Source organism: Mycolicibacterium baixiangningiae (genome assembly GCF_016313185.1).
Lineage (GTDB): Bacteria > Actinomycetota > Actinomycetes > Mycobacteriales > Mycobacteriaceae > Mycobacterium > Mycobacterium baixiangningiae.
Genome location: NZ_CP066218.1, coordinates 1,471,521 through 1,491,980, shown reverse-complemented (window position 1 = coordinate 1,491,980; position 20,460 = coordinate 1,471,521). Strand labels below are relative to the sequence as shown.

Sequence of the window (20,460 nt, the reverse complement as noted above, 5' to 3'; positions counted from 1 at the left end):
GGGCCCTGATCAGCCGCCTACTGGCCGCAAAGCCACGCTGCGATCGATGACCCGTACGCTCGCCCGCGAGCGGCTCCCCCAGAGCATCCAGGTCAACGCGGTCAGCGCCCGGCGCCCATCTACCGCCGGCAGCCCTGAGGCGTCCCTCACGGCTGCCGCTCCCAGCTGCTGTCCGTCAGGCGACGGGCAGCAGCACCGTTCGGGTCGGCCGCCACAGCGACGCCGGGACGAAGCTGCGCAACGTCGCGGGCGGGGTGCCGAGGACGGTGGCCGTGGCGCGGCCCTTGCCGGTCGGGATCTCGACGGTGGACCCGGCGGGACCGTAGGTTCCGGTGCACGCAGCACCGGCGCAGGCTCCGGTGGCCGCGTTGATCCGGTCGTCGAACATGTCGTTGATCCAGCCGGCCATGAGTTGTTGTGCGGCAGGCGGATTCCGGGGTTGCGGGAACCCGGCGACGACGTAGGCGGCGAGCTGGATGATCGGGTTGCCGCCCAGCATCGAGTCCATGTGCACGCCGCCGTTGAGTTCGACGCCGTGGAATTTGCCGTCGCGGCCGGCGGCCAGCGCCTCGGTGATGTTGCTGGTCGAGTTGAAGAAGCTGGTCGGGGCATGCAACTCGATGAACGGCACGTAGGTGCCGGAGTCGTCGAGCGCCTCCAGCGAGTCGCCGACGATGTCGTCGCGCGGCGGCACACCGTCGAGCGAGATGACGCCCACCAGGTGGTTGGCTTCGCCGTCGACGGTGACGGCCCGCGCGTAGTGGCCGGCCACACCGGCGACGAAGCCGCCGCCGAGGGAGTGGCCCACCAGCACGAATTCCTCTGGCAGCACTGCGGTGGCGCCGTACCGCTCGGTGTAGCCGCTGGCCACCGCGCTGGCATTGAGCGCCTCGCGGTCACCGGTGAAGAGTTGAGCGACAGTGCGGTACATGGGATCACCGCCGAGCCAAACACCTTCGGCGGCAAACGGATTCGAGGTCAGCGTGGGCGCGACGACCACGCTGTTGGTGTGTTCGGCCAGGTAGGCGGCGGTGTAGCTGTACATGGGGCCGATGGCGAGGAAGCCGTGCTGCAGGTAGATCATCCGCTCAGGGGGTGTGTCCTTTTCGGGGAAGTACCAGTCGGCGGTGACGCGGCGGCCGTCGGCGATCTCGAGGGTCGACGTGCGCACGGACACGGTGCTGCCAGGGGGAAGTTGCGGTGGGCCGGTGAAGATCTTCACCAAGGCGCCAATGACGTCGAAGGCGACCGAACCGATCGCCTTGGCCAACGGCGGGAGCTGGTCCAGGAACGGGAACGGTGACGGCAGGGGCGTCCCAGGTGCGGGGAAAGACACCGGCGGCAAGGTGAATTCGCGTGCGACGGGGCCGGGTTCGTCTAACTGTCGGCTCATCACCGCCGTGGTGGTGCCGGGCCCGTCCTCGGTCTCGACGAGGGGCGGGGCGGGTTCCTCGACCACCACTGTGTCGTCGGCTGGGACGTTCGGCGGCGCGGGCTCTTCTTCGTCGCCCCGCGCCGTCGTGTCGTCGAGGTCGTCACCATCGGACATCGGCGCATCGTCGGCGACGGTGTCGTCGACGGGCTCTTCGTCGACCGGCTCTTCGCCGACGGGCTCTTCGTCGACCGGCTCTTCGCCGACGGGCTCTTCGTCAACCGGTTCTTCGCCGACGGGCTCTTCGTCAACCGGTTCTTCGCCGACGGGCTCTTCGTCAACCGGTTCTTCGCCGACGGGCTCTTCGTCAACCGGTTCTTCCGTCACGTCCGGGGCTTGGGCCTCGGCCCCGGCGGTCGACTGTTCGGAACTGGAGGCGGCGGGTGGACCGGAGCCGTCCTCGGTCTCCGCGCCGGCGGCGCCGGCACCGGCGAGCGCGGCCGCCGAGACGCCGGCGGTGACCGCACCGATCCCCAACCACATCGGAATGCGTTCCATCGTGAACCCCGTCCCTCCGCTGCGCCGAAACGGATGTTTGCACATTCACCCAGCGCCAGAGGACGGTTTGGCCGACGATTCGGCGAATCGGACCCCGCGGTTTCAGTGAAACGCCGTTGCGGGCCCCGTCCACGCCGCCGGCAGTTGGGACGACCTCTTCGAGGTGGAGACCACGCCGGATCCCACCACCCCGGGTGCCGCGTCGGTGGAACCCCCAGCCCGACACATGGAAGACACTGAGCGCCAACTCGTTGCCAATGGCGAACTGAGCGACGACGGCCGGTTCTGAGTGGACCGATCGACACTGCGGAAGTGGCGAATCGACGCCATACGGCCGCGCGTGGGTCAGGACGTGACGGCAACCTGACCGCGGTCCGCCTTCTGGGGTCCGTTGCCGCCGGGCCGGATGTCGAAGTCGAAGATCTCGGTCGGCAGGAACACCGAGCAGCACGCGTTCGGGATGTCGACCACGCCTCCTATCCGGCCCTCGATCGGTGAGGTGCCCAGGATCAAGTACGCCTGCTCCCCGGTGTAGCCCCACTTGTCGAGGTAGGCAATCGCATTCAGGCAGGCGTTGCGGTAGGCGAGTGTGGCGTCCATGTAGGCGTTGCGGTTCTCGGCATGATCCACCGACACGCCGATGAAGGTCAGCCATTCGGAGTAGAGCGGCTCGACCCGACCCGGCATGAACACCGGGTTGGTGGTGATGCCGTACGTCTCCATCCCGCCCTTGATCAGCTCTACGTGCATGTCGATGAAGCCGCCCATCTCGATCGCTCCGCAGAAGTTGATCTCGCCGTCGCCCTGAGAGAAGTGCAGGTCGCCACCGGAGAGCATCGCGCCGTCGACAAAGACTGGGTAGAAGATTCGGCTGCCCCGGGTGAAGTTCTTGATGTCGTGGTTGCCGCCGTTCTCCCTGGCGGGCACGGTTCGGGCGCCGTCGGCGGCGATCGCCTGCAGCACGTCGCCGGAGGCGGTGCCGCCGAGGGTCCCGGTGGTCAGCGGCGGCAGGGCCAGCGGCGGAACCCGATCGGGATCGGTGGAGATCAGCGCCCGTTCGCGCTCGTTCCACTTGGCCAGCAAGTCCGGTGACGGCGCAGTGCCGAACAGACCGGGGTGCGTGATGCCGGTGTAGCGGACACCGGGCACGTGCCGCGACGTGCACTGCTGGCCATGGAAGTCCCAGATCGCCTTGTACGCGTCGGGGTAGTAGTCGGTGAGAAAACCGCCGCCGTTCACCTTGGCGAAGATGCCGGAATAGCCCCAGCCCTCACCACAGTTCGGACCGTTGGTCTGCGGGACCGGCCCCAGATCCAAGATGTCGACGACCAGAAGGTCACCGGGTTGGGCGCCCTCGACGGCGATCGGCCCCGACAACATGTGACACGGCGCGAGGTCGACATCGCGCACGTCGTTGGCCGAGTCGTTGTTGCCAATCTGGCCGTCAGTCCACTCCTTGCACTCGATCCGGAATTCGGCGCCGGGCTTGACCGTCACGGCCGCTGGGACGTCGGGGTGCCAACGGTTGTGGCCGGGGACGGCCTGGTCTCGCATCGATGTGGACTGATCAACGCTGAACACGACTTCGGGCATGCGATGACTCTCTTTCGGTTAGGTCGTGGCCGCAGGCGCGGCCGGCGTCGGGGCATCGGGTGTCGGCGCGCCGAGCCGGCGGCCAATCGGAACGGCGAGGACAACGGCGGCAACACCGATGACGGCGATGACCACGGCGGGAACTGTGCCGGTGACCCATTGGCCGGACACGATCAGGAAAGCCGGGACGGCGGCGGTCACCACACCGTCGACCACGGCGACGACGCCGACCGCCGGCCTCAGCGCGACACGGCCCAGACCGAGGAGCACGAACAACATGAACCACAGCACGGCCCACAGCAGCCAGATCGCGCCGAAAGCCGGGTCGGCTTCGACCGCGAACGCATGCCATGCGTAGCCGATGGCCGCGAGCGCGACGAACAGGGAGAACCAGCCGAGGCCTTCACCGCTCCACCCCGTGGTGTTGTTGACGGCCACCCACAGATACGTGAACCCGAACAGGTAGAGGCCTGAGGCGCCGAAGATGACGTCCGGATCACCGCCGGACTGAACGATCAACACGGTGGGCGTCAACACCTGCAGCCCGCCGACGAAGAAGTTCAGCGGCGTCGCCCCCTGCGGGGTTATGCGACCGAGCAGCATCAGGCCGTCGATGATCAGCACGGCTCCGACGTACAACAGCCCGACGCCGCCCATCGGACTACATCCGGGGTAGCGCGGGAAGCCGCGGATCGCGGCGAGTTGAACGGGGCCGCCCCAGCGCGGCGGGAATCGTCGTGGTGACGGCGGGTTGTTCCGCGCTGGCCGACGCCAGGTCGGCGAGGCGGTGCTGACCGGCGCTGAACGTGGTCAGCGGCGGCGAAGCGAACACCCGCCGCGCCGGGGTACTGCAGGCCGGGCACGGCGGTGTCGCCACGACGTCGGTGATGGGACAGGTGAGGTCGAAGGGGCCACAGTCAGAACAGTGGAAGGAGTAGGTCGGCATGCCACCTCTTTTCATCTAGCTGAAATATATCCAGATGAAAGTAAATGTCAATGGTCACGCTGCCCGGGGCGTCGCACCGCCGACCGGACGTCAGAGAGTCAGGCGCGTGCGGTCTTGTCGACGAGATCGCGCAGTTGGTCGATGTCGAGCCCCCAGGACTCGAAGGCGGCCCGCTCGGCGTCGGCGACGGCTCCAGCCAGCCGACTGCGCAGCGTCCGCCCGCGGGCAGTCAGGGCGACCAGGACGCGGCGCCGGTCTTGGACATCAGCTGTTCGGTACATAAGACCCTGCGAGACAAGACGATCCACAGTCCGGGTGAGAGTCGGACCGGTGATCAGGGTCGCCTGCGCCAGATCGGTCATGGGGACGGTACGGCGTGCGGCCAATTCGTCGAGCACACGCCAGTCCTCGAGCTTGAGTGTCGAGTCGGCCAACACGCGGGTGATGGCGGACTCCGCGTGCTGGGTCAGGCGCGCGAGGGGCAGCAGAAGATTGGTGCGGGGCTGCTGTCCGGCGGCCATGGTGCGGATCTCCTCGCGTCAGTGCTGGGTCTGTTCAGAATGGAGTATTTCTGATAGAAAGCATCCACGCGCAGAGTACACGGGATCGATGGTGATCTGGGGTGCAGAACCACGAAGTTGAGTTCCGCGTCGGGCTGGTGATTCCGCTTCAAGGGCCAGCCGGCATCTTCGCGCCCTCATGCGAGGCGGTCGCCGAGCTCGCGACGAAGGATGTCAACGATCGCGGTGGACTGCATGGGCGTGAGGTCACGATCGAGGTGCTCGATGGCGGGGCGTCCGGTGCAGCGGTCGCCCGAACCGTCGCCGATCGGCTGCGCGGGCGAGGTTTGGACGCGGTGACCGGATGGCATATCTCGGCGGTGCGCAACGTGTTGTCGCCGGTGGTCAGAAACGAGATTCCGTACGTGTACACGTCGTTGTACGAGGGCGGCGAGCACACCCCTGGGGTGTTCTGCACCGGCGAGACGCCGCGGATCCAGATTGCGCCCGCATTGGCTTGGCTCCGCGATCATTTCGGCATCCGGTCGTGGTGCCTGGTCGGCGACGACTACGTCTGGCCGCGCGGTTCGGCAGCGGCGGCCCGGGCGTACTGCCGGGAGCTGCGGCTCGACCTCAAGCAGGAGATCTACGTCCCGTTCGGATCCGACGATTTTCGGGGTCCGGTGCAGCAAGTGATCGACACCGGGGCTCAGGCGGTCTTGATGCTGCTGGTCGGCCACGACGCGGTGCTGTTCAACCGCGAGTTCGCCCTGCGCGGCGGCCACGATCGGATGGCCCGGTTCAGCCCGCTGATGGAGGAGAACATGCTCCTCGCCAGCGGTGCCGGTTCCACCGAGAACCTGTATGTCGCAGCCGCATACTTCAATTCACTGGCCACCGCCGGCGCCATGGATCTGATGGGCCGCTACGTCGCCTCCTATGGCGCGGACGCACCGCCGCTGAACGCGATGGCCGAATCCTGCTACGAAGGGCTGCTCACCCTGGAGGCGCTCTTCGAGCGGGCCCGCACCGCGGCGATCGGCGACCTGATGGTTTCCGCTCAGAATGTCGGCTTCGACAGCCCGCGCGGGCCGATGAACATGCGCGACAACCACCTCGATCAACAGGTGTACATCGCCGCTGCCGCAGGCTATGACTTCGAGATTCTGGATTCGTTGAAGCCGGTCGGCCTCTGCGATTAGCCCTATGTCCAGGCTGCATCGGCGTAGGGTTGATAATTGTGACTCCGGTCACACCGTGACGCCGCAGCCGGACCCCTCCTCAATGGTGAGAGGCAGCGAACATGACGACGACCGAACACGCCGAACAACCGGCCGCCACCCCGGGTTCGTCCAAACCACCGCTGGTCTATCCGAAGATGTGGATTCTCTTTGGTGTCCTCATCTGCTGCTTCACGGCATGGGGTGTGGCCGCTGACCTCACCACCCCCATGGTGGCGGGGTTCAAGCGCATCTTCGAGATGAACACGTTCCAGGCCTCGCTCGTCCAGCTGGCGTACTTCGGGGCCTACTTCCTGTTGGCCATCCCCGCCGCCCTCATCAATCAGAAATTCGGTTACAAGGCAGGGCTTCTCAGCGGGGTGCTGCTCGCGGCGGTAGGCGCGATGGCCTTCTATCCGGCGAGCAAGATCATGACCTACGAGGCATTCCTGGTCGCCCTCTTCGCCATCGCGGCCGGCTGCTCCATTCTCGAGACGTCCGCCAACCCTTACGTGATGTCGCTCGGTCCGGAAGCGACGGCGACACGGCGATTGAACTTCGCGCAGGCGTTCAACCCCGTCGGCACCAACATCGGCGTGTTCCTGGCGGCCACCCTGATTCTGCCCAAGCTGGACGAGCCCGTGAACCTGGCCAACGTCGATCCCGCCCAGGAACACACGATCCGCGCCGGCCAACTGGGCGCGGTGATGGGCCCGTATCTCGGGCTCGGATTCGTGTTGATCGCCATCGGATTGGTCATCGCCATCAAGAAGTCACCACCGATCGTCGAGGAATTCGAGTCGGGTGATCTCGGCGACCAGAGTCCGATCAAGATCCTGCTGTCGAACCGGCGGTATGTGTTCGGCGTCGTGGCCCAGTTCTTCAACGTGGCAGCGCAGGTATGCACCTGGACCTACCTGATCCAGTATTCGCAGCAGGCGCTCAACGGGTCGCTTCAGCTGGGTGGCTACCTGTTGCAAGTCAGCCTGATCGTGTTCTTGATCTCGCGGTTCATCATGACCTGGGTGATCGGGAAGGTCCGCGCGACGAAGGTGCTCATGGTGCTCGGCGTGCTGGCGGTACTGCTCTGCATCTTCGCGATGGTCTCGCCGAACGTCGCCGGAGTGGCGGCCGTCGTCGCCCTGTCGTTCTGCCTGTCGCTGATGTTCCCGACGATCTACGGCGTCGCGCTCACCGGGCTGGGGCCGGCCACCAAGTTCGGGGCCGCAGGTCTGGTCATGGCGATCGTCGGCGGGGCGATCATGCCGCTGATCCAGGGCGCCATCCTCGATGCGACCACGCCCGCGATCTCGTTCGTCGTCCCCGCGGTGTGCTTCGCGGTGGTCACCGCCTTCGCCGTCTTCGACCTGAGAGCCGCACCCAACACAGTGGGAGAACGAGTATGAAACACGTGTGGGTGGTCGCGGCGGCCGTGGTCCTCACGGCCTGTGGTGGCGGTCAGCAGGCCAACTTCTCCGAGCCGACCGACCGGCTCGAGGTCGTGTCGTGGTGGGTATCCCCCTCGGAACACCCGGCTTTCGAAGTCCTATTGAACACGTTCAAAGAGGACAACCCGGATATCGACGTGATCGACGGGTCGATCGCCGGTGGCGGCGGAAGCAACGTCCAAGTGGCACTTGCCGAGCGGCTGCGGGCGGGTAATCCACCCGACGTGTGGCAGACCTTCCTGGGCAGTTCACTTCGAGCGTGGGTGGACGCAGGCGAGGTCGCCGACGCATCCGATGTGTACACCGACGACGATCTCAGGTCGACGTTGCCGCCGACGCTGCTCGAAGCCGCGACCTACAACGACAAGCAATGGGGCGTCCCCACGGGTTCGCACCGTGGAAACGTGCTGTGGTTCAACATGAACGTGCTTCGGGAGACGGGTGTCGCGGTTCCCGGGCCCGACTACACCACAGAGGCGTTCATCGGCGATCTGGCGAAGGTGTCCGCCAAAGGCCGGACGCCGTTGTGTCTAGGCGGCAAGGACCGGTTCACCGCGACCGAGTTGTTCGAGAACACGCTGCTCGGGGTGATCGGAACCGACGGATTCGACAATGTGGCCGACGACAAATTCGATTGGCGTGGAACGCAACTCAAAGAGGCTCTGACCCAGTACGGGCAGATCGTCTCGCAAGCCGATCCCAGTGCCGGTGGGCTGACGTGGGATGCGGCGGCGAAGAAGTTGGCGACCGGGGGGTGCGCGTTCCTGTCGATGAACGATTCGGTTTACGGCGAACTCGAGGCGAACAAGGCCGTCGAGGGCAAGGACTTCGGGTATGTGCCGTACCCCGGAACGTCGGGTGCCTACCTCGCGATCGTCGACACGTTCGTCGTCTCCTCCGACGCCCCGGACGGCGTGAATGCGATGGAGTTCCTCGAGACCGTCGCCGATCCGGAGACGTCACTGGCGTTCAACAAGGTCAAGGGTTCGGTGCCGGTGTTCAATGACGTCGACGTGGCATCGCTTCCCGCCTACCAGCAGCAGGCGTCGAAGTCGTTGTGGGAAGACAAGATCCTGCTGTCGATCACCCACGGCGAGTTGCTGCCCACCGGTTTCCAGCAGGGCCTGTACGACGCGGTCGCGACGTTCGTTCAGAGCAAGAACCAGGACGCGTTCGTCGATACGCTGCAGAACTCGGTCGTGGTGCCCATCTCCGGACGGTGACGCCTCAACTCTCCGGTGCCGGTGCACCTCGGGGTCGGTGTGCTGTGGCATACACACGGAAGTCGTTGGCGTCGCACACGTGAGTGAGCAGTGGACATGATCAATGATTGCCATATCGACGGGTTCCGGTTCATCGACCCCAGTGCGTCTTATGGCGCGGGGTGGGCCCGCGCGCTGCATTCGACACCGTCACTTTTCGGTTTGCCGCGGGGTCTGTCGGTAGGGCCTTGCGAGTGACACCCTGGATCCATACCGGCGCCGCTGATCGGGGCCGACTTATGGATCGGGAGCATTCCATGGCCGATAACCGTCTGAGTGAGAAGTTCGACGAACTTTCCGAGAAGGCAAAGGATTCAGCGGACAAGCTGAAGGCCTCGGCAGGACACGAGAAGGAACAGTTGAAAGCGGACGCCGCCACAGCGCGCGAACGTGCCACATCCACGGTGGAGCAGTTCAAGGAGAAGGTCGACGGCGCCTCCGATAAGGCGTCCTCTCAGTTGGAGGAACTCCGCGCCAAGTGGGAGGCCCACCTCGCCAAGGTGCGGTCAACCATCGAGGCAAAAAAGGAAGAGCACGAAGCGAAGGCCGCTGAACGCGACGCCGAGGACGCTGAGGCCTACGCCCTGGATGCAATCTGGTTCGCAGAGAGCGCAATTGAGGAAGCCGCGGCCGCATGCCTCGATGCTGCCTACGCGCGAGCGAACGCTGACGCCCTCAATACCTGAGCGCGTGGGCACATCCGTCACTGCGTCACCGGATCCGTCGCTACGGGACGGATCCGACGTCGCCCGCACTTTCGCTGTAGACCCCTCGACGGGCCTCACGTCGGTGGAGGCCGAACGCCGCCTGCAGCGCGACGGTCCCAACGAGCTTCGGGCCGCGCCGCCATTGGCGCTGTGGCGAAGAGTGCTGACGCAATTCCAGGATCCGCTGATCTATCTGTTGCTGGTGGCGGTCGCGATCTCGGTGGCGGCATGGCTGGCCGAGGGGGCATCCGGCGCACCCATCGACGCGCTGGTCATCGCCGCGATCGTCGCGCTCAATGGCATCCTCGGTTTCGTCCAGGAGAGCAATGCCGAAACGGCTGTCGCGGCGCTGCAGTCGATGACCGAGGCGACGTCCACGGTGCTTCGTGATGGCGAACTGCGCACGGTGCCGTCGAGGGAGTTGGTGCGTGGCGACATCGTCGCACTCAGCGAGGGCGACGCAATCGGAGCCGATGCACGACTCCTCTCGGCGACCGCACTGCGGGTCTCGGAGGCCTCACTCACCGGCGAAAGCGAATCGGTGACGAAGAACGTCACCGCGCTGGCAGAGCAGGTGCCGCTCGGCGACCGCAGGAACATGGTGTTCCGGGGCACCGCGGTGGCCCAGGGGGTCGGCCGTGCGGTCGTGACGGCGACGGGCATGGACACCGAGATGGGTTCGATCGCCGAGATGCTCGAGACCACCAAGGAGGAACCGAGCCCTCTGCAGAAGGAGATCGCGGGCGTCAGCAAGATGCTCGGCCTCACGGTCATCGTGATCGCCGTGGTGGTCATGGTCGTCACCGCGCTGACCAACCACGTCTCCACGCTGAGCGAGTTCGTCACCGTCTTGTTCTTGGGCGTGTCCCTCGCGGTGGCGGCGGTTCCGGAGGGGCTGCCCGCCATCCTGTCCGTCGTACTGGCCATCGGGGTGCAGCAGATGGCCCGACGCAAGGCGATCGTCAAGAAACTGCACTCGGTGGAGACTCTCGGTTCGGCCACCGTCATCGCCTCGGACAAGACCGGCACGCTGACGAAGAACGAGATGACGATTCAGCGCATCTGCACCGCCTCCGGCGAGGTCGAACTGACCGGAGTCGGTTATCAGCCCGAAGGCACCGCCCTTGCCGACGGCCGGAACTTGGCTGATCCTGCGCTGTCGCGCGAGGCGCGCATGGTGATCACCGGTGGCTGCCTGGCCAACGACGCGCAGTTGACATTCCGCGACGGTGAGTGGCAGATCCAGGGAGATCCGACCGAGGCGGCCTTCCTGGTGGCCGCTCACAAGCTCGAGGGCACCGTCGCCCGTGCGCGTCAGTTCGAGAGACGCGGCGAGGTGCCGTTCACGTCCGATCGAAAGATGATGTCCGCCCTGGTCGCCGGTGGCGACGAGGTCGCTGCCGTGGTGGCCAAGGGTGCACCCGACGTCCTGCTGCAGCGCTGCGTCGCGCTGCAGGTCGGCGAGCACGTCGTGCCGCTCGATGACGACCAGCGCGCAACCGCGTTGGCCACCGTCGAAGCGCTGTCCGCGCAGGCCTTCCGCACCCTGTCCGTGGCCTACCGCTGGGTCCATGAGGCGGAGACGTCTGATCGACTCGAAGAAGGCGACGAACGCGACCTCGTGTACGTGGGCGTGGTCGGGATCATCGACCCGCCGCGCCCCGAGGTGGCAGAGGCCGTCGCCGTGGCCCGCGGGGCCGGCGTGCGGACCATGATGATCACCGGCGATCACCCCACCACCGCGGCCCGCATCGCCGAGGACCTCGGCATCGTCGGGCCCGGGTCCGTCGCAGTGACCGGGATCCAACTCGACTCGTGCTCCCCGGACCAGCTTCGCGAGGTGACCGCCATGACATCGGTCTACGCCCGCGTCGCCCCGCGAAACAAGCTCCAGATCGTCGACGCGTTACAGGCCCAGGGCGAGGTCGTGGCGATGACCGGCGACGGGGTCAACGATGCTCCCGCACTGAAGTCGGCCGATATCGGTGTGGCGATGGGGGTCACCGGGACACAGGTGACCAAGGAAGCCGCGAAAGTGATCCTCGTCGACGACAACTTCGCCACCATCGTCGCGGCGGTACGCCAGGGCCGGGTCATCTTCGACGACATCAAGAAGTTCCTTCGCTATCTACTGTCGTCGAACATGGGTGAGGTCTTCACGGTGTTTTTCGGCGTGTTCTTCGCCGGTTTCATCGGGATCACCGGCTCCTCGGGAGACGGCATCGTGGTCCCGTTGCTGGCCACCCAAATCCTCTGGATCAATCTGGTGACCGACTCCGGTCCCGCGCTGGCGATGGGCGTGGACCCGGAGATCGACGATGTGATGGCCCGGCCACCGCGGCGGCGAACCGATCGGCTCATCGACGGCGAGATGTGGCGGGGCATTCTTTTCATCGGCGTGGTGACCGCAATCGCCACGCTGCTGACAATGGACATCTTTCTGCCGGGCGGTGTGGTCGAGGGGTCGGACTCGTTGGACGTGGCGCGCACCGCCGGGTTCACCACGCTGGTCTTCGCGCAGCTCTTCAACGCGTTCAACTCTCGCTCGGAATCGACCAGCGCGTTTCGGCATCTCTTCAGCAACGGATGGCTGTGGGCGGCGGTGGCGCTTGGTGCCGTACTGCAGATCGCGGTGGTTCACATACCTTTCCTGCAAACCGCTTTCGGAACGGCCTCACTGGATCTCGCGCATTGGGGCGTGGCGATCGCGATGGCCTCGACGGTGCTCTGGTTCGACGAGTTCCGCAAGCTGGTGCTGCGTACGAAGCGTCGTGAATCAGTCCCTGCCGAGACGGCGCCGCGGTGATCGCCATGTCCCAGCCCCGGAGGTAGCCATGCAGTTGGCGGATTTGCCCCGGCCTATCGGTTACGTGCTCGGGGGCGGCGGCCTCGGCGCGATCCAAGTCGGCATGCTACGAGCGCTCAGCGAACACGACGTCGGCCCCGATCTCGTCGCCGGCACCTCCGTCGGGTCGCTCAACGGCGCCGTCGCCGCCGCCGATCCGAAGGGGGCCGCCAACCGGCTGTCGCGCACCTGGGCGCGGGTGACGGGCCACGATGTCTTCCCCGGGCAACCTGCTCGTCCAGGCCGGGGCGCTGCGGCGCCGCAAGACCCATCTGTTTCCCAACAGCGAGATGACCGGTCTCATCGCCGACTTCCTGGGCGAGTCCACGACCTTCGCCGACCTCGCGCTTCCGTTTGCCGCCGTCGCCATGGACATCGCCACCGCGCGGCCGCACCCGATGGCTTCGCGGCAGTCCGACTAACCGCCGTTGCCGACGCTGGGCACTCTGGCCCGGCACAGCACAGCACAGCACGATCACAGCGCACAGTTTGGCGCACCCGGCCGTTTCAGTGCGTCCCAAGCCAGTCGGGGTTTCGTCCACGAAGCCGAGTGGCATCCGACAACGATGCGGTAACCCACTCGTCTACGTCTCGTCGGCGATCCCGTGGCGGCTCTGCTCGGCGCCCGGGCCGTCCGGGTCGCCATGTTGATCATCAAGCTGCTCTTGCATCTCTCGCTGCTCGTCGGTCGCCTGGGTGGCGTCGACGGGCTTGGCGGGCGGATCGTTTCGCTGACTCATGAGACCTCCGTGCGGGTTGGACGGACGCTTCAGAGTCACCCGGTAGGGCCGCGGCCAAACTGTTGTGAGTGGATCCGCGGTCATCCGGCCTGACCGGATTGCCGTCGCCCGCGCCGCCGTCGCCACCACTACCCGCCCCCGGGGCACCGCCGTTGCCGCCGGCGGCGGGTGCGTTGAAAAGGTCGTGATTGTCGGTGCCGTTGGCAGCGCTACTAGCTTCGGCTCACAGGCCGGCGGCCAACCGGCGCACCTTGTTCCCCCCGCGACTGCAGCGCCGAGGCGGACGTTAGGCTTACCTAACCGCAACGAGGAAGAGATCTTGTCCACAACGAATCCGCCGTCCGCCGCGATCGCCCCCGTCGTGCAGGTCACGATGGGTTCCCACCACCCGGCCGGCACGCCCGACGCCGATCCGCGACTGGGGCAGGTCGACATCTACCGCCTGCCCGAGACAGACCTGACCGACGTTCGCGGGCTGATCATCGGCGCCGGCGCCGACCAGATCTTCCTCGAGCGCAACCGCGACCTGATCACCGAATTCGCCCGCTCCGGTGGCCGCATCGCGGTGATGGGGCACGCCGTCACCGATTTCCTTCCAGGGCTTGGGGTGTGGCGCAAACTCACCTACACCGGGCCGAAGGACCTGGCGATCAGCTTCGGCGATCCGCACCCGGTGTGGGAGGGCGTCGAGGCCATCGACCTCAGCGTCCGCAAGGGTGTCACCGGCTTCTACGCGCGCGGTTATGCCGACAAGATCCCCGCCGACGCGATCGTCACCACCCGCATCGGCCGGCACGCGTTGCCGCTCGATTACGTCTACCCGCTCGGTGACGGGCAGGTGCTGGTGCACGGCGGCAACGACCTCACCAACTGGAAGAACGACCCCAACACCGCAGCCAGGATGACCCCACAACTGATCGATTGGCTGGTTCAGCGATGACCACCACCGAACCCTTCTCCCGCACCGACCGCGCGCTCAAGCGCGGACGCCGGCTCGCCATCGTGCACAGCGGCTCGTACGCCCACCTGTATGCGACGAAAGACCCTGCGGTGCTTGCTTATCAGCCTGAGTTCGTCTATCTGCCCGACTTCGAAGAGGGCGGGCTCGACGGTTACGACACCGTCATCGTCGGCGACCGAATGCACCCCGAGCTCCTCGCCCGGCACGCGGCGCAGTTCCACGCGGTGGCCCAGCGCGGCGGCACCTTGGTGGTGCTCGGCGAGAACCGGGTGCACACCTGGTTACCGGGGATCGAGTGGGAGGAGCGGCCGACCAACTTCTGGTGGTGGGTCAGCGGTGAAGACCCGCTGATTCGGACCCGCAGCCACGACCATGAGTCCTGGCGGTACCTGACGACGAAGTCGGTCATCTGGCATCACCACGGCCTGCTGCGCACCGAGGCCGACGTTGTGCCGCTGGTGGTTTCCGAAGAGCCCGACGCCGACGGCAAGCCACACGACGCTGGAATGATGCTGTACGAGGACACCGTGACGACACGGGGGCGCATCATCGTGACCACGTTCGACCCGATGCATCACCACGGCAGCAACTTCATGAGCGGAGCCACCCGGTTCCTCTACGCGTTGCTGCGCTGGGTCGACAACACCTGACCCGCCCGGGCGCTCAGCCCACGATGTCGTACACGTCGTGGGCGGGCGCGGCGAGCAGACGGTCGGCCATCTCCTTTTTGAGCACGGTGAGGCGGTCCTCCTCGGCTCGGCTACGCCCCGATTTACGTGCCAGCGTGATGAATTCGTCGGTGACGAAGCCGTCCCGGATCTCCAGGCGCACCGTCGTCCCGCGGTAGGTCAGCTCGAACGCATAACGCTCCAGGGTCACGCCGCGGTCCGGCCGCTCGAGCGCCGAGTCCACCGTGAACCGTCCCTCGGTGACGGCGCGGGTGACGGCCTCGAACGTGTCACGCACGCCGGGCCCGCGGTGTGCCGTGGCCACCGAGATCTCCCGGCGTTCCGCCGGCGCGTCGGGGCTCAGCACGGGCAGCGCCCGTTCGAGCACCTTGACGGCATGGGCCACACCACCGGGAAAGCCTGGACCGTGATACTTCATCACGTCGTCGAAGGTGAAGCCGATGACCGTGCCGCTGTCGATGACCTCGAGCACTGCGCCTCCTTTGGTTGGGTCAGCCGGACGCCGCCGCCACCAACGCGGCGGTGTAGGCGTGCGCCGGCGCGCTGAGAACATCTGCGGTGGGCCCACTTTCGACCACACGTCCGTCCTGCATGACCACGATAGTCGAGCAGCTGCGCGCGGCGAGGGCGAGATCGTGAGTGATGTGTACGACCGCGAGATCCTGAGTGTTCGCCAGCTCGGTCATCAGGTCGACGATCTCGAGGCGCAGCGACGCGTCGAGCCCGCTGGCCGGTTCGTCGGCGAGAAGCAGCCGGGGCCGGGCGACCAGGGCACGCGCGAATGCGACCCGCTGGCGCTGACCGCCGGACAGCTCGTGGGCGAACCGGTCCAGGTACGTCGCCGTGGGCGTCAGGCGCACGCTCTCCAGCGCAGCGACCGCGGCGGCGCGGCGGCTCGCCGGGTCGCCCTCTCGGTGGATGACCATCGGTTCGGCGGCGATGTCGGCGACTCGCATATTCGGCGGTAACGCGGCGTAGGAATCCTGGAACACCAGGTGTATTCCACGGCGCAACTCGCGCCGGCGGCGCCGGCCGACGGCACCGAGCTCCTCCCCCTCGAACCGGATGGCGCCGGATGCCGGGGTGACCAGTCCGGCGACCGCCAGAGCGACGGTGGACTTACCGGCGCCGGACCCGCCGACCAGTGCCACGGTCTCCCCCGCGGCGATGCGCAGAGTGAGGTCGGCGACCGCGGGCACACCGCCGAATTGGACGGTCAGCGAGTCGATTTCCAGTAGCGGATTCACGCTGATGGGCCTCGAAGGGCCGGCGTGAGGCGGGGTGCGGATTCGACCAGCCGGCGGGTGTACGGATGCTCCGGCGCCCCGATGATCTGCGCGACGGTGCCGATCTCGACGAGCACACAATCCTTCATCACCGCGATGCGATCGGCGATCCGTTCGACGACCGGCAGGTTGTGGGTCACGATCAGCAGCGCCAGCGAGTGCCGGGTGCGCAGCTCGTCGAGCAGCTCGAGCACTTCGGCCTCCCGCAGGACGTCCAGGCCGCTGGTCGGTTCGTCGGCGATCAGCACGTCGGGCTCATTGGCCAGCGCCATGGCGATGACGACCCGCTGGCGCATCCCACCGGAGAGCTGGTGCGGGTAGGTGTCGACGTGCTCGGCAGCCAGGCCCACCTGCTGAAGCAGCTCGAGGGTGCGCGCCCGGGCGACGTCCCGGCCGCAGGATCGGTGGGCGCGGATCGCTTCGTCGACCTGAAATCCGATGGTGCGAACCGGGTTCAGCGCGCTCAGCGCTTCCTGAGGGATGAGCGAGATGCGGTTGCCGCGGATGCCCCGCAGTTCCGCCGGCGACATCGCCGCGGCATCGCGTCCGGCCACCAGCACGCGTCCGGCGGTGACGCGCGCCGCGGCGGGCAGCAGCCCCATCGCCGCGCCGGCGACGGTGGACTTACCGCTGCCGGATTCGCCCACCAGACCGACGAGTTCGCCTGCGGCGACGGTGAAGCTGACGTCGCACGCGCCGCGGCCGTCGTCGCCGTAGACCACGGTGAGTCCGTCGTACATGAGCGGATCAGCCGTGACCGGCGGTGCCGGCTCCGACGTGACGCGCGGGCGGCCCCGTCGGCGCCTGCGCAGAATGGGCCGCGACCGTTCTTCGATCGCGTTGCCGAGCAGGGCGAAGGCCAGCACCGTGACGGCGATCGCGAGGCCGGGTGGCAGCACCCACCACAGCCAGGCGTCGGTGAGGAATGCGCTGCGCGCGTGTGCCATCGACAGCATCGATCCCCAGCTCGCCGAGGAGATGTCGCCGAGGCCGAGGAACGACAGCGAGGCCTCCAGCAGGATCGCGGTCTTGACGGTGAGCACGAACTGCGGGATCACCAGCGGCAACACCGCGGGCACGATGTGGCGGCGCAGCACGTGGATCGATCCGGCGCCCATCGCCCGCTCGGCCTGGATGTAGTCGCGTTCGCGCAGGCTCAACACCTGGGAACGCAGTTCGCGCGCCAAGCCCGCCCACAACACCGCCGCGATCACCATCACCTGTGTGCGCAGACCCGGCCCGGCGAACACGCCGATGACGATGGTGAGAGGCAGTGCCGGAAGCGCCAGCACCACATCGACGACGCGCATGAGAACGGTGTCGACCGCACCTCGGGCGTACCCGGCGATCACCCCGACGAGGGTGCCGATGGTGGTCGCGACGACAGCGGCGGTGACACCGACGAATAGCGAGATCCTGGCGCCGTGGACGAGCATCGATAGCAGGTCGTGGCCGACATCGTCGGCCCCGAGCCAGTGCAGCCCGGACGGTGGCGCGAACGGCCGGGCGACGCGTTCGCCCGGGTCATAGGGCGCCAGCCACGGCGCGGCGAGGGCGCACACCAGCAGCAGGCCGAGGATTGCGGCTCCGACGGTCGCCAGGCGCCGGGAGCCGGTGTCGCCGACGAGGATCCTCACGCGGGCGCCCGCTGTGGTTTGTCCCGCCGCACCCGCGGATCCAGCAGCGGGTAGGTCAGGTCGGCCAGCAGGTTCGTCGCCATGATCCCGAGCGTCGCGAACAGGAAGGCGCCCTGCAGCAGCGGATAGTCCCGCGCCGTCACCGCGTCGTAGATGAGCTTCCCCAGGCCGGGGTAGGCGAAGACGGATTCGACGACGACCGCACCGGACAGCAGCGCGCCGACGGTGAGGGTCAGGGTGGTGTAGACCGGCAACACCGCGTTGCGGAGGGCGTGGGAGACCGCAACCCGGTATTCACCGAGCCCCTTGGCGCGCGCCAGTCGAATGTAGGGCTCTTCGAGGACGCCGATCATGGAGGCGCGGGTCATCAGGAAGAAGGCGCCGGTCCCGGCGATGGTGAGCGTCGCGACGGGAAGGACCATGCGGGATGCGACTTCGACGAGCCAGTCGCCGCCGGATGCGGTGATCGTCGTCGCGCCGTAGGACGGGAACCAGCCCAGGGCCACCGAGAAGATCGCGATGAGGATCATGCCGATCCAGAAGCCCGGCATCGAGTCGAGCGCCAGCACGGTGACGACGGTTCCGGTTTCCTTCGCGGTGCCGCGGCGCCACGCCGCCCACGCGCCGAGCAGGGTGCCGATGACGAAGGCCAGCAGCGTCGAGATGCCGACCAGCGCGATCGTCCAGGGCAGCTTGTCGGCGAGTACCTCGACGACGGTTCGGTTGTGCTGCACCGACATTCCGAGATCACCGTGCAGCAGTCCCGACCAGAACGAGACGTACTGTTCGAGGATGGACCGGTCGAGTCCGTAGCTCGCGCGGATCTGGGCGAGCGAGGCCTCGTCGAGCGACTGGTCGGCGCCTCCGTAGAGGTAGACGACCGGATCCCCGGGTGCCAGGTGCGGCAACGCGAAGTTCAGCGTCACCGCCGCCCACAGCACCAGGACGTACTGTCCGGCTCGACGCAGCAGCCTCATCAGTCCTGCGGCGCTTCGGCGTTGGCCTTTTCGACCACCTCGGCCGGCAGGAACGACCACTTGTGCACGATGCCGTAGCCGGGGGTTTCGATCCAGCCGGTGAACGTGTCGCCGCGGTAGGCCCAGTGCTCGTCGGGGTAGTACAGGGCGATGGCGGTCGGCTGCCGGTTGAACAGCTTCTGCATCTCCTGCATGGCGACGATGCGCTCGTCGTTGGTCTCGGTCGCCTTCCACTTGTCGTAGAGGGCCTCGAACTGCGGATAGGCGAGATCCGGGTGCTGCCAGAGGTTGTCGGATCGATGCGACATGATGAACTGCGTCGAATCGGCGACCGCGTGCGGTGAGTTCGCCCGAATGTAGAGGTCGTAGTCCATGTTCGCCGAGGCGACGGCCAGCGATCCGCTGTCGAGCGGTGTGATCTCGACCGCGATGCCCGCTTCGGCGAAGTCCTCGACCAGGAGTTCGGCAGCCCGCACGTGCGGGGCCTCTCCGCCGTCGACGATCAACTGGAACAGGACGTTGTCGCCGGCCGGGTTCTCGCGCATGCCGTCACCGTCTGCGTCGACCCAGCCGACCTTGTCGAACAGCGCCGCGGCCCGCGCCGGGTCGTAGGGAGTGGAGGCGTCGGGATCGGCGAAGGGTGCGTCCGGGTGGATGTAGCCCTGGGTGGCGGGACGGCCCTGGCCGAGCGCGACGACGTCCAGCATCTGCTTCCGGTCGACCGCCAGGGTCATGGCCGCTCGGAAGTCGTGCTGCGCGAAAGGTTCTCGGGTGTAGTTGAGTTTGGCCTCGGGGTAGGTCAGTGGTGACACGGTGATGACGCCGATGTCGTTGGACGCGCTGAACTGGTCGACGAGCTCGGGGTTGAGCGCACGGTCGACGGCGTCGACCTGGCCCGAACGCAGGGCGGTGAACGCGGCCGAGGAATCGGGGATGACCGGCATGACGAGCTCGCCGACCGTGGGGGCGCCTGCGAAGTAGTCGGCGTTGGCCTCGAAGCGGTAGCCGCTGGTCGGGCTGTAGTCGACGAGCTTGAACGGGCCGGTGCCGACCGGCAGGTCGGTGACCTTCTTGGCCTGAGCGGGGTCGACCTTCGACCACACGTGCTCGGGAAGGATGGGCAGGTCGGCGAGGGTGACGGTGCCCAGTTCGGGACAGGCGTAGTCACAGACGAAGCGCACCGACGTCGCGCCGGTGGCCTCGATCGTGGAGATCGACGGGGTGTCGTTGACGTGGTGGGTGAAGCGGCCGGTGGGGGCGGCATGCATGAAATGGAAGCTGAACGCGACGTCGTCCGCGGTGAACGGCTCGCCGTCGTGCCATGTCACGTCGTCGCGCAGGTCGACGTCCCAGGTGGTGGCGTTGACCTGGCGCACGTCGGTGGCCAGCCATGGCTGCGGCTCGGCCACGTACGGGGACGGCGCGAGCAGCTTGTCGTAGATCAGCTCGGTCATCTGATCCGTCTGTCCGGCAAAGATATTGAGCGGTCCACTGTCCTTGGACACCGCAACGGTGAGGGTGTCGGCGGCGGTCGGTCCGTCCGCCGCGGAGTCCGACGAGCCACAGGCGGTGGCCAGAAGGGCGGTGGCGAGAACCGCCGGTACGACGCGGGAACGGGGGAAGCTGCCGATCAATCGAGGTCTCATCTCTCCATAGCAATAAGGGTCGCCTTACCTTACTTAGGTGGCCTGACCATAGAGCAGCTGGCCGGAAATCACC

General features: G+C 67.0%; 19 protein-coding genes and 1 pseudogene. 9 read left to right on the top strand and 11 right to left on the bottom strand.

Annotated features, from left to right (window positions below; genetic code table 11):
* Positions 1-175: 175 nt before the first annotated feature.
* The 5 genes from I7X18_RS07035 to I7X18_RS07015 all read right to left on the bottom strand — a co-directional run bounded on the left by I7X18_RS07035 (position 176) and on the right by I7X18_RS07015 (position 4,990).
* On the bottom strand, positions 176-1,930 hold the full coding sequence (locus I7X18_RS07035; protein WP_193047793.1) for an alpha/beta hydrolase: 1,755 nt from the start codon (positions 1,928-1,930) through the stop codon (positions 176-178).
* A 345-nt stretch (positions 1,931-2,275) separates the two neighbouring features.
* Positions 2,276-3,523: a formamidase gene (gene fmdA, locus I7X18_RS07030; RefSeq protein WP_193047794.1), complete on the bottom strand. Its 1,248-nt coding sequence runs from the start codon at positions 3,521-3,523 to the stop codon at positions 2,276-2,278.
* 18 nt (positions 3,524-3,541) lie between these two features.
* Positions 3,542-4,180, bottom strand: coding sequence for an AmiS/UreI family transporter (locus I7X18_RS07025; RefSeq protein WP_193047795.1), 639 nt, complete (start codon positions 4,178-4,180; stop codon positions 3,542-3,544).
* Between the two features lie 4 nt (positions 4,181-4,184).
* A complete protein-coding gene (locus tag I7X18_RS07020) occupies positions 4,185-4,469 on the bottom strand; it encodes an FmdB family zinc ribbon protein (RefSeq protein WP_193047796.1) in 285 nt (94 codons plus the stop codon).
* Between the two features lie 98 nt (positions 4,470-4,567).
* A complete protein-coding gene (locus tag I7X18_RS07015) occupies positions 4,568-4,990 on the bottom strand; it encodes a MarR family winged helix-turn-helix transcriptional regulator (protein ID WP_193047797.1) in 423 nt (140 codons plus the stop codon).
* Between the two features lie 101 nt (positions 4,991-5,091).
* On the opposite strand from I7X18_RS07015, the gene I7X18_RS07010 reads away from it, so the two are divergent.
* The 7 genes and pseudogenes from I7X18_RS07010 to I7X18_RS29940 all read left to right on the top strand — a co-directional run bounded on the left by I7X18_RS07010 (position 5,092) and on the right by I7X18_RS29940 (position 12,873).
* On the top strand, positions 5,092-6,171 hold the full coding sequence (locus I7X18_RS07010) for a substrate-binding domain-containing protein (RefSeq protein WP_193047798.1): 1,080 nt from the start codon (positions 5,092-5,094) through the stop codon (positions 6,169-6,171).
* A gap of 101 nt (positions 6,172-6,272) precedes the next feature.
* The gene (gene fucP, locus I7X18_RS07005; RefSeq protein WP_193047799.1) at positions 6,273-7,595 is read left to right on the top strand and encodes an L-fucose:H+ symporter permease; all 1,323 of its coding nucleotides are present in this window, start codon (positions 6,273-6,275) and stop codon (positions 7,593-7,595) included.
* A complete protein-coding gene (locus tag I7X18_RS07000) occupies positions 7,592-8,860 on the top strand; it encodes an ABC transporter substrate-binding protein (RefSeq protein WP_193047800.1) in 1,269 nt (422 codons plus the stop codon). The genes fucP and I7X18_RS07000 overlap by 4 nt, the downstream gene beginning before the upstream one ends.
* A 296-nt stretch (positions 8,861-9,156) precedes the next feature.
* Positions 9,157-9,585, top strand: coding sequence for a hypothetical protein (locus I7X18_RS06995; RefSeq protein ID WP_193047801.1), 429 nt, complete (start codon positions 9,157-9,159; stop codon positions 9,583-9,585).
* Complete coding sequence (locus I7X18_RS06990; RefSeq protein WP_193047802.1) at positions 9,542-12,412, top strand: cation-translocating P-type ATPase; 2,871 nt, start codon at positions 9,542-9,544, stop codon at positions 12,410-12,412. The genes I7X18_RS06995 and I7X18_RS06990 overlap by 44 nt, the downstream gene beginning before the upstream one ends.
* 28 nt (positions 12,413-12,440) lie before the next feature.
* Positions 12,441-12,608: pseudogene (locus tag I7X18_RS29945) on the top strand (patatin-like phospholipase family protein); the annotation flags it as partial.
* A gap of 55 nt (positions 12,609-12,663) precedes the next feature.
* Positions 12,664-12,873, top strand: a complete 210-nt coding sequence (locus tag I7X18_RS29940; RefSeq protein WP_332522613.1) for a hypothetical protein — start codon at positions 12,664-12,666, stop codon at positions 12,871-12,873.
* Positions 12,874-13,035: 162 nt separating this feature from the next.
* Here the strand turns inward: I7X18_RS29940 and I7X18_RS29515 are convergent, their stop codons facing one another.
* Positions 13,036-13,191 carry a hypothetical protein gene (locus I7X18_RS29515; protein WP_226864233.1) on the bottom strand — a complete coding sequence of 52 codons (156 nt, stop codon included), beginning with the start codon at positions 13,189-13,191 and terminating at the stop codon, positions 13,036-13,038.
* Positions 13,192-13,510: 319 nt separating this feature from the next.
* Here I7X18_RS29515 and I7X18_RS06980 point away from each other — a divergent pair, with 319 nt between their 5' ends.
* Positions 13,511-14,131: a hypothetical protein gene (locus I7X18_RS06980; RefSeq protein ID WP_226864234.1), complete on the top strand. Its 621-nt coding sequence runs from the start codon at positions 13,511-13,513 to the stop codon at positions 14,129-14,131.
* Positions 14,128-14,802 carry a hypothetical protein gene (locus I7X18_RS06975; RefSeq protein WP_193047804.1) on the top strand — a complete coding sequence of 225 codons (675 nt, stop codon included), beginning with the start codon at positions 14,128-14,130 and terminating at the stop codon, positions 14,800-14,802. The genes I7X18_RS06980 and I7X18_RS06975 overlap by 4 nt, the downstream gene beginning before the upstream one ends.
* 13 nt (positions 14,803-14,815) lie before the next feature.
* Here the strand turns inward: I7X18_RS06975 and I7X18_RS06970 are convergent, their stop codons facing one another.
* The 5 genes from I7X18_RS06970 to I7X18_RS06950 all read right to left on the bottom strand — a co-directional run bounded on the left by I7X18_RS06970 (position 14,816) and on the right by I7X18_RS06950 (position 20,387).
* Positions 14,816-15,259, bottom strand: a complete 444-nt coding sequence (locus I7X18_RS06970; RefSeq protein ID WP_198730555.1) for a hypothetical protein — start codon at positions 15,257-15,259, stop codon at positions 14,816-14,818.
* Positions 15,260-15,332: 73 nt separating this feature from the next.
* On the bottom strand, positions 15,333-16,088 hold the full coding sequence (locus I7X18_RS06965) for an ABC transporter ATP-binding protein (protein ID WP_193047806.1): 756 nt from the start codon (positions 16,086-16,088) through the stop codon (positions 15,333-15,335).
* Positions 16,085-17,764 carry a dipeptide/oligopeptide/nickel ABC transporter permease/ATP-binding protein gene (locus tag I7X18_RS06960; protein WP_232375424.1) on the bottom strand — a complete coding sequence of 560 codons (1,680 nt, stop codon included), beginning with the start codon at positions 17,762-17,764 and terminating at the stop codon, positions 16,085-16,087. Before I7X18_RS06960 ends, I7X18_RS06965 begins: the two co-directional genes overlap by 4 nt.
* Positions 17,761-18,741, bottom strand: a complete 981-nt coding sequence (locus I7X18_RS06955) for an ABC transporter permease (protein ID WP_193047807.1) — start codon at positions 18,739-18,741, stop codon at positions 17,761-17,763. Before I7X18_RS06955 ends, I7X18_RS06960 begins: the two co-directional genes overlap by 4 nt.
* Positions 18,741-20,387: an ABC transporter substrate-binding protein gene (locus I7X18_RS06950; RefSeq protein WP_193047808.1), complete on the bottom strand. Its 1,647-nt coding sequence runs from the start codon at positions 20,385-20,387 to the stop codon at positions 18,741-18,743. Before I7X18_RS06950 ends, I7X18_RS06955 begins: the two co-directional genes overlap by 1 nt.
* Between the last annotated feature and the right edge of the window lie 73 nt (positions 20,388-20,460).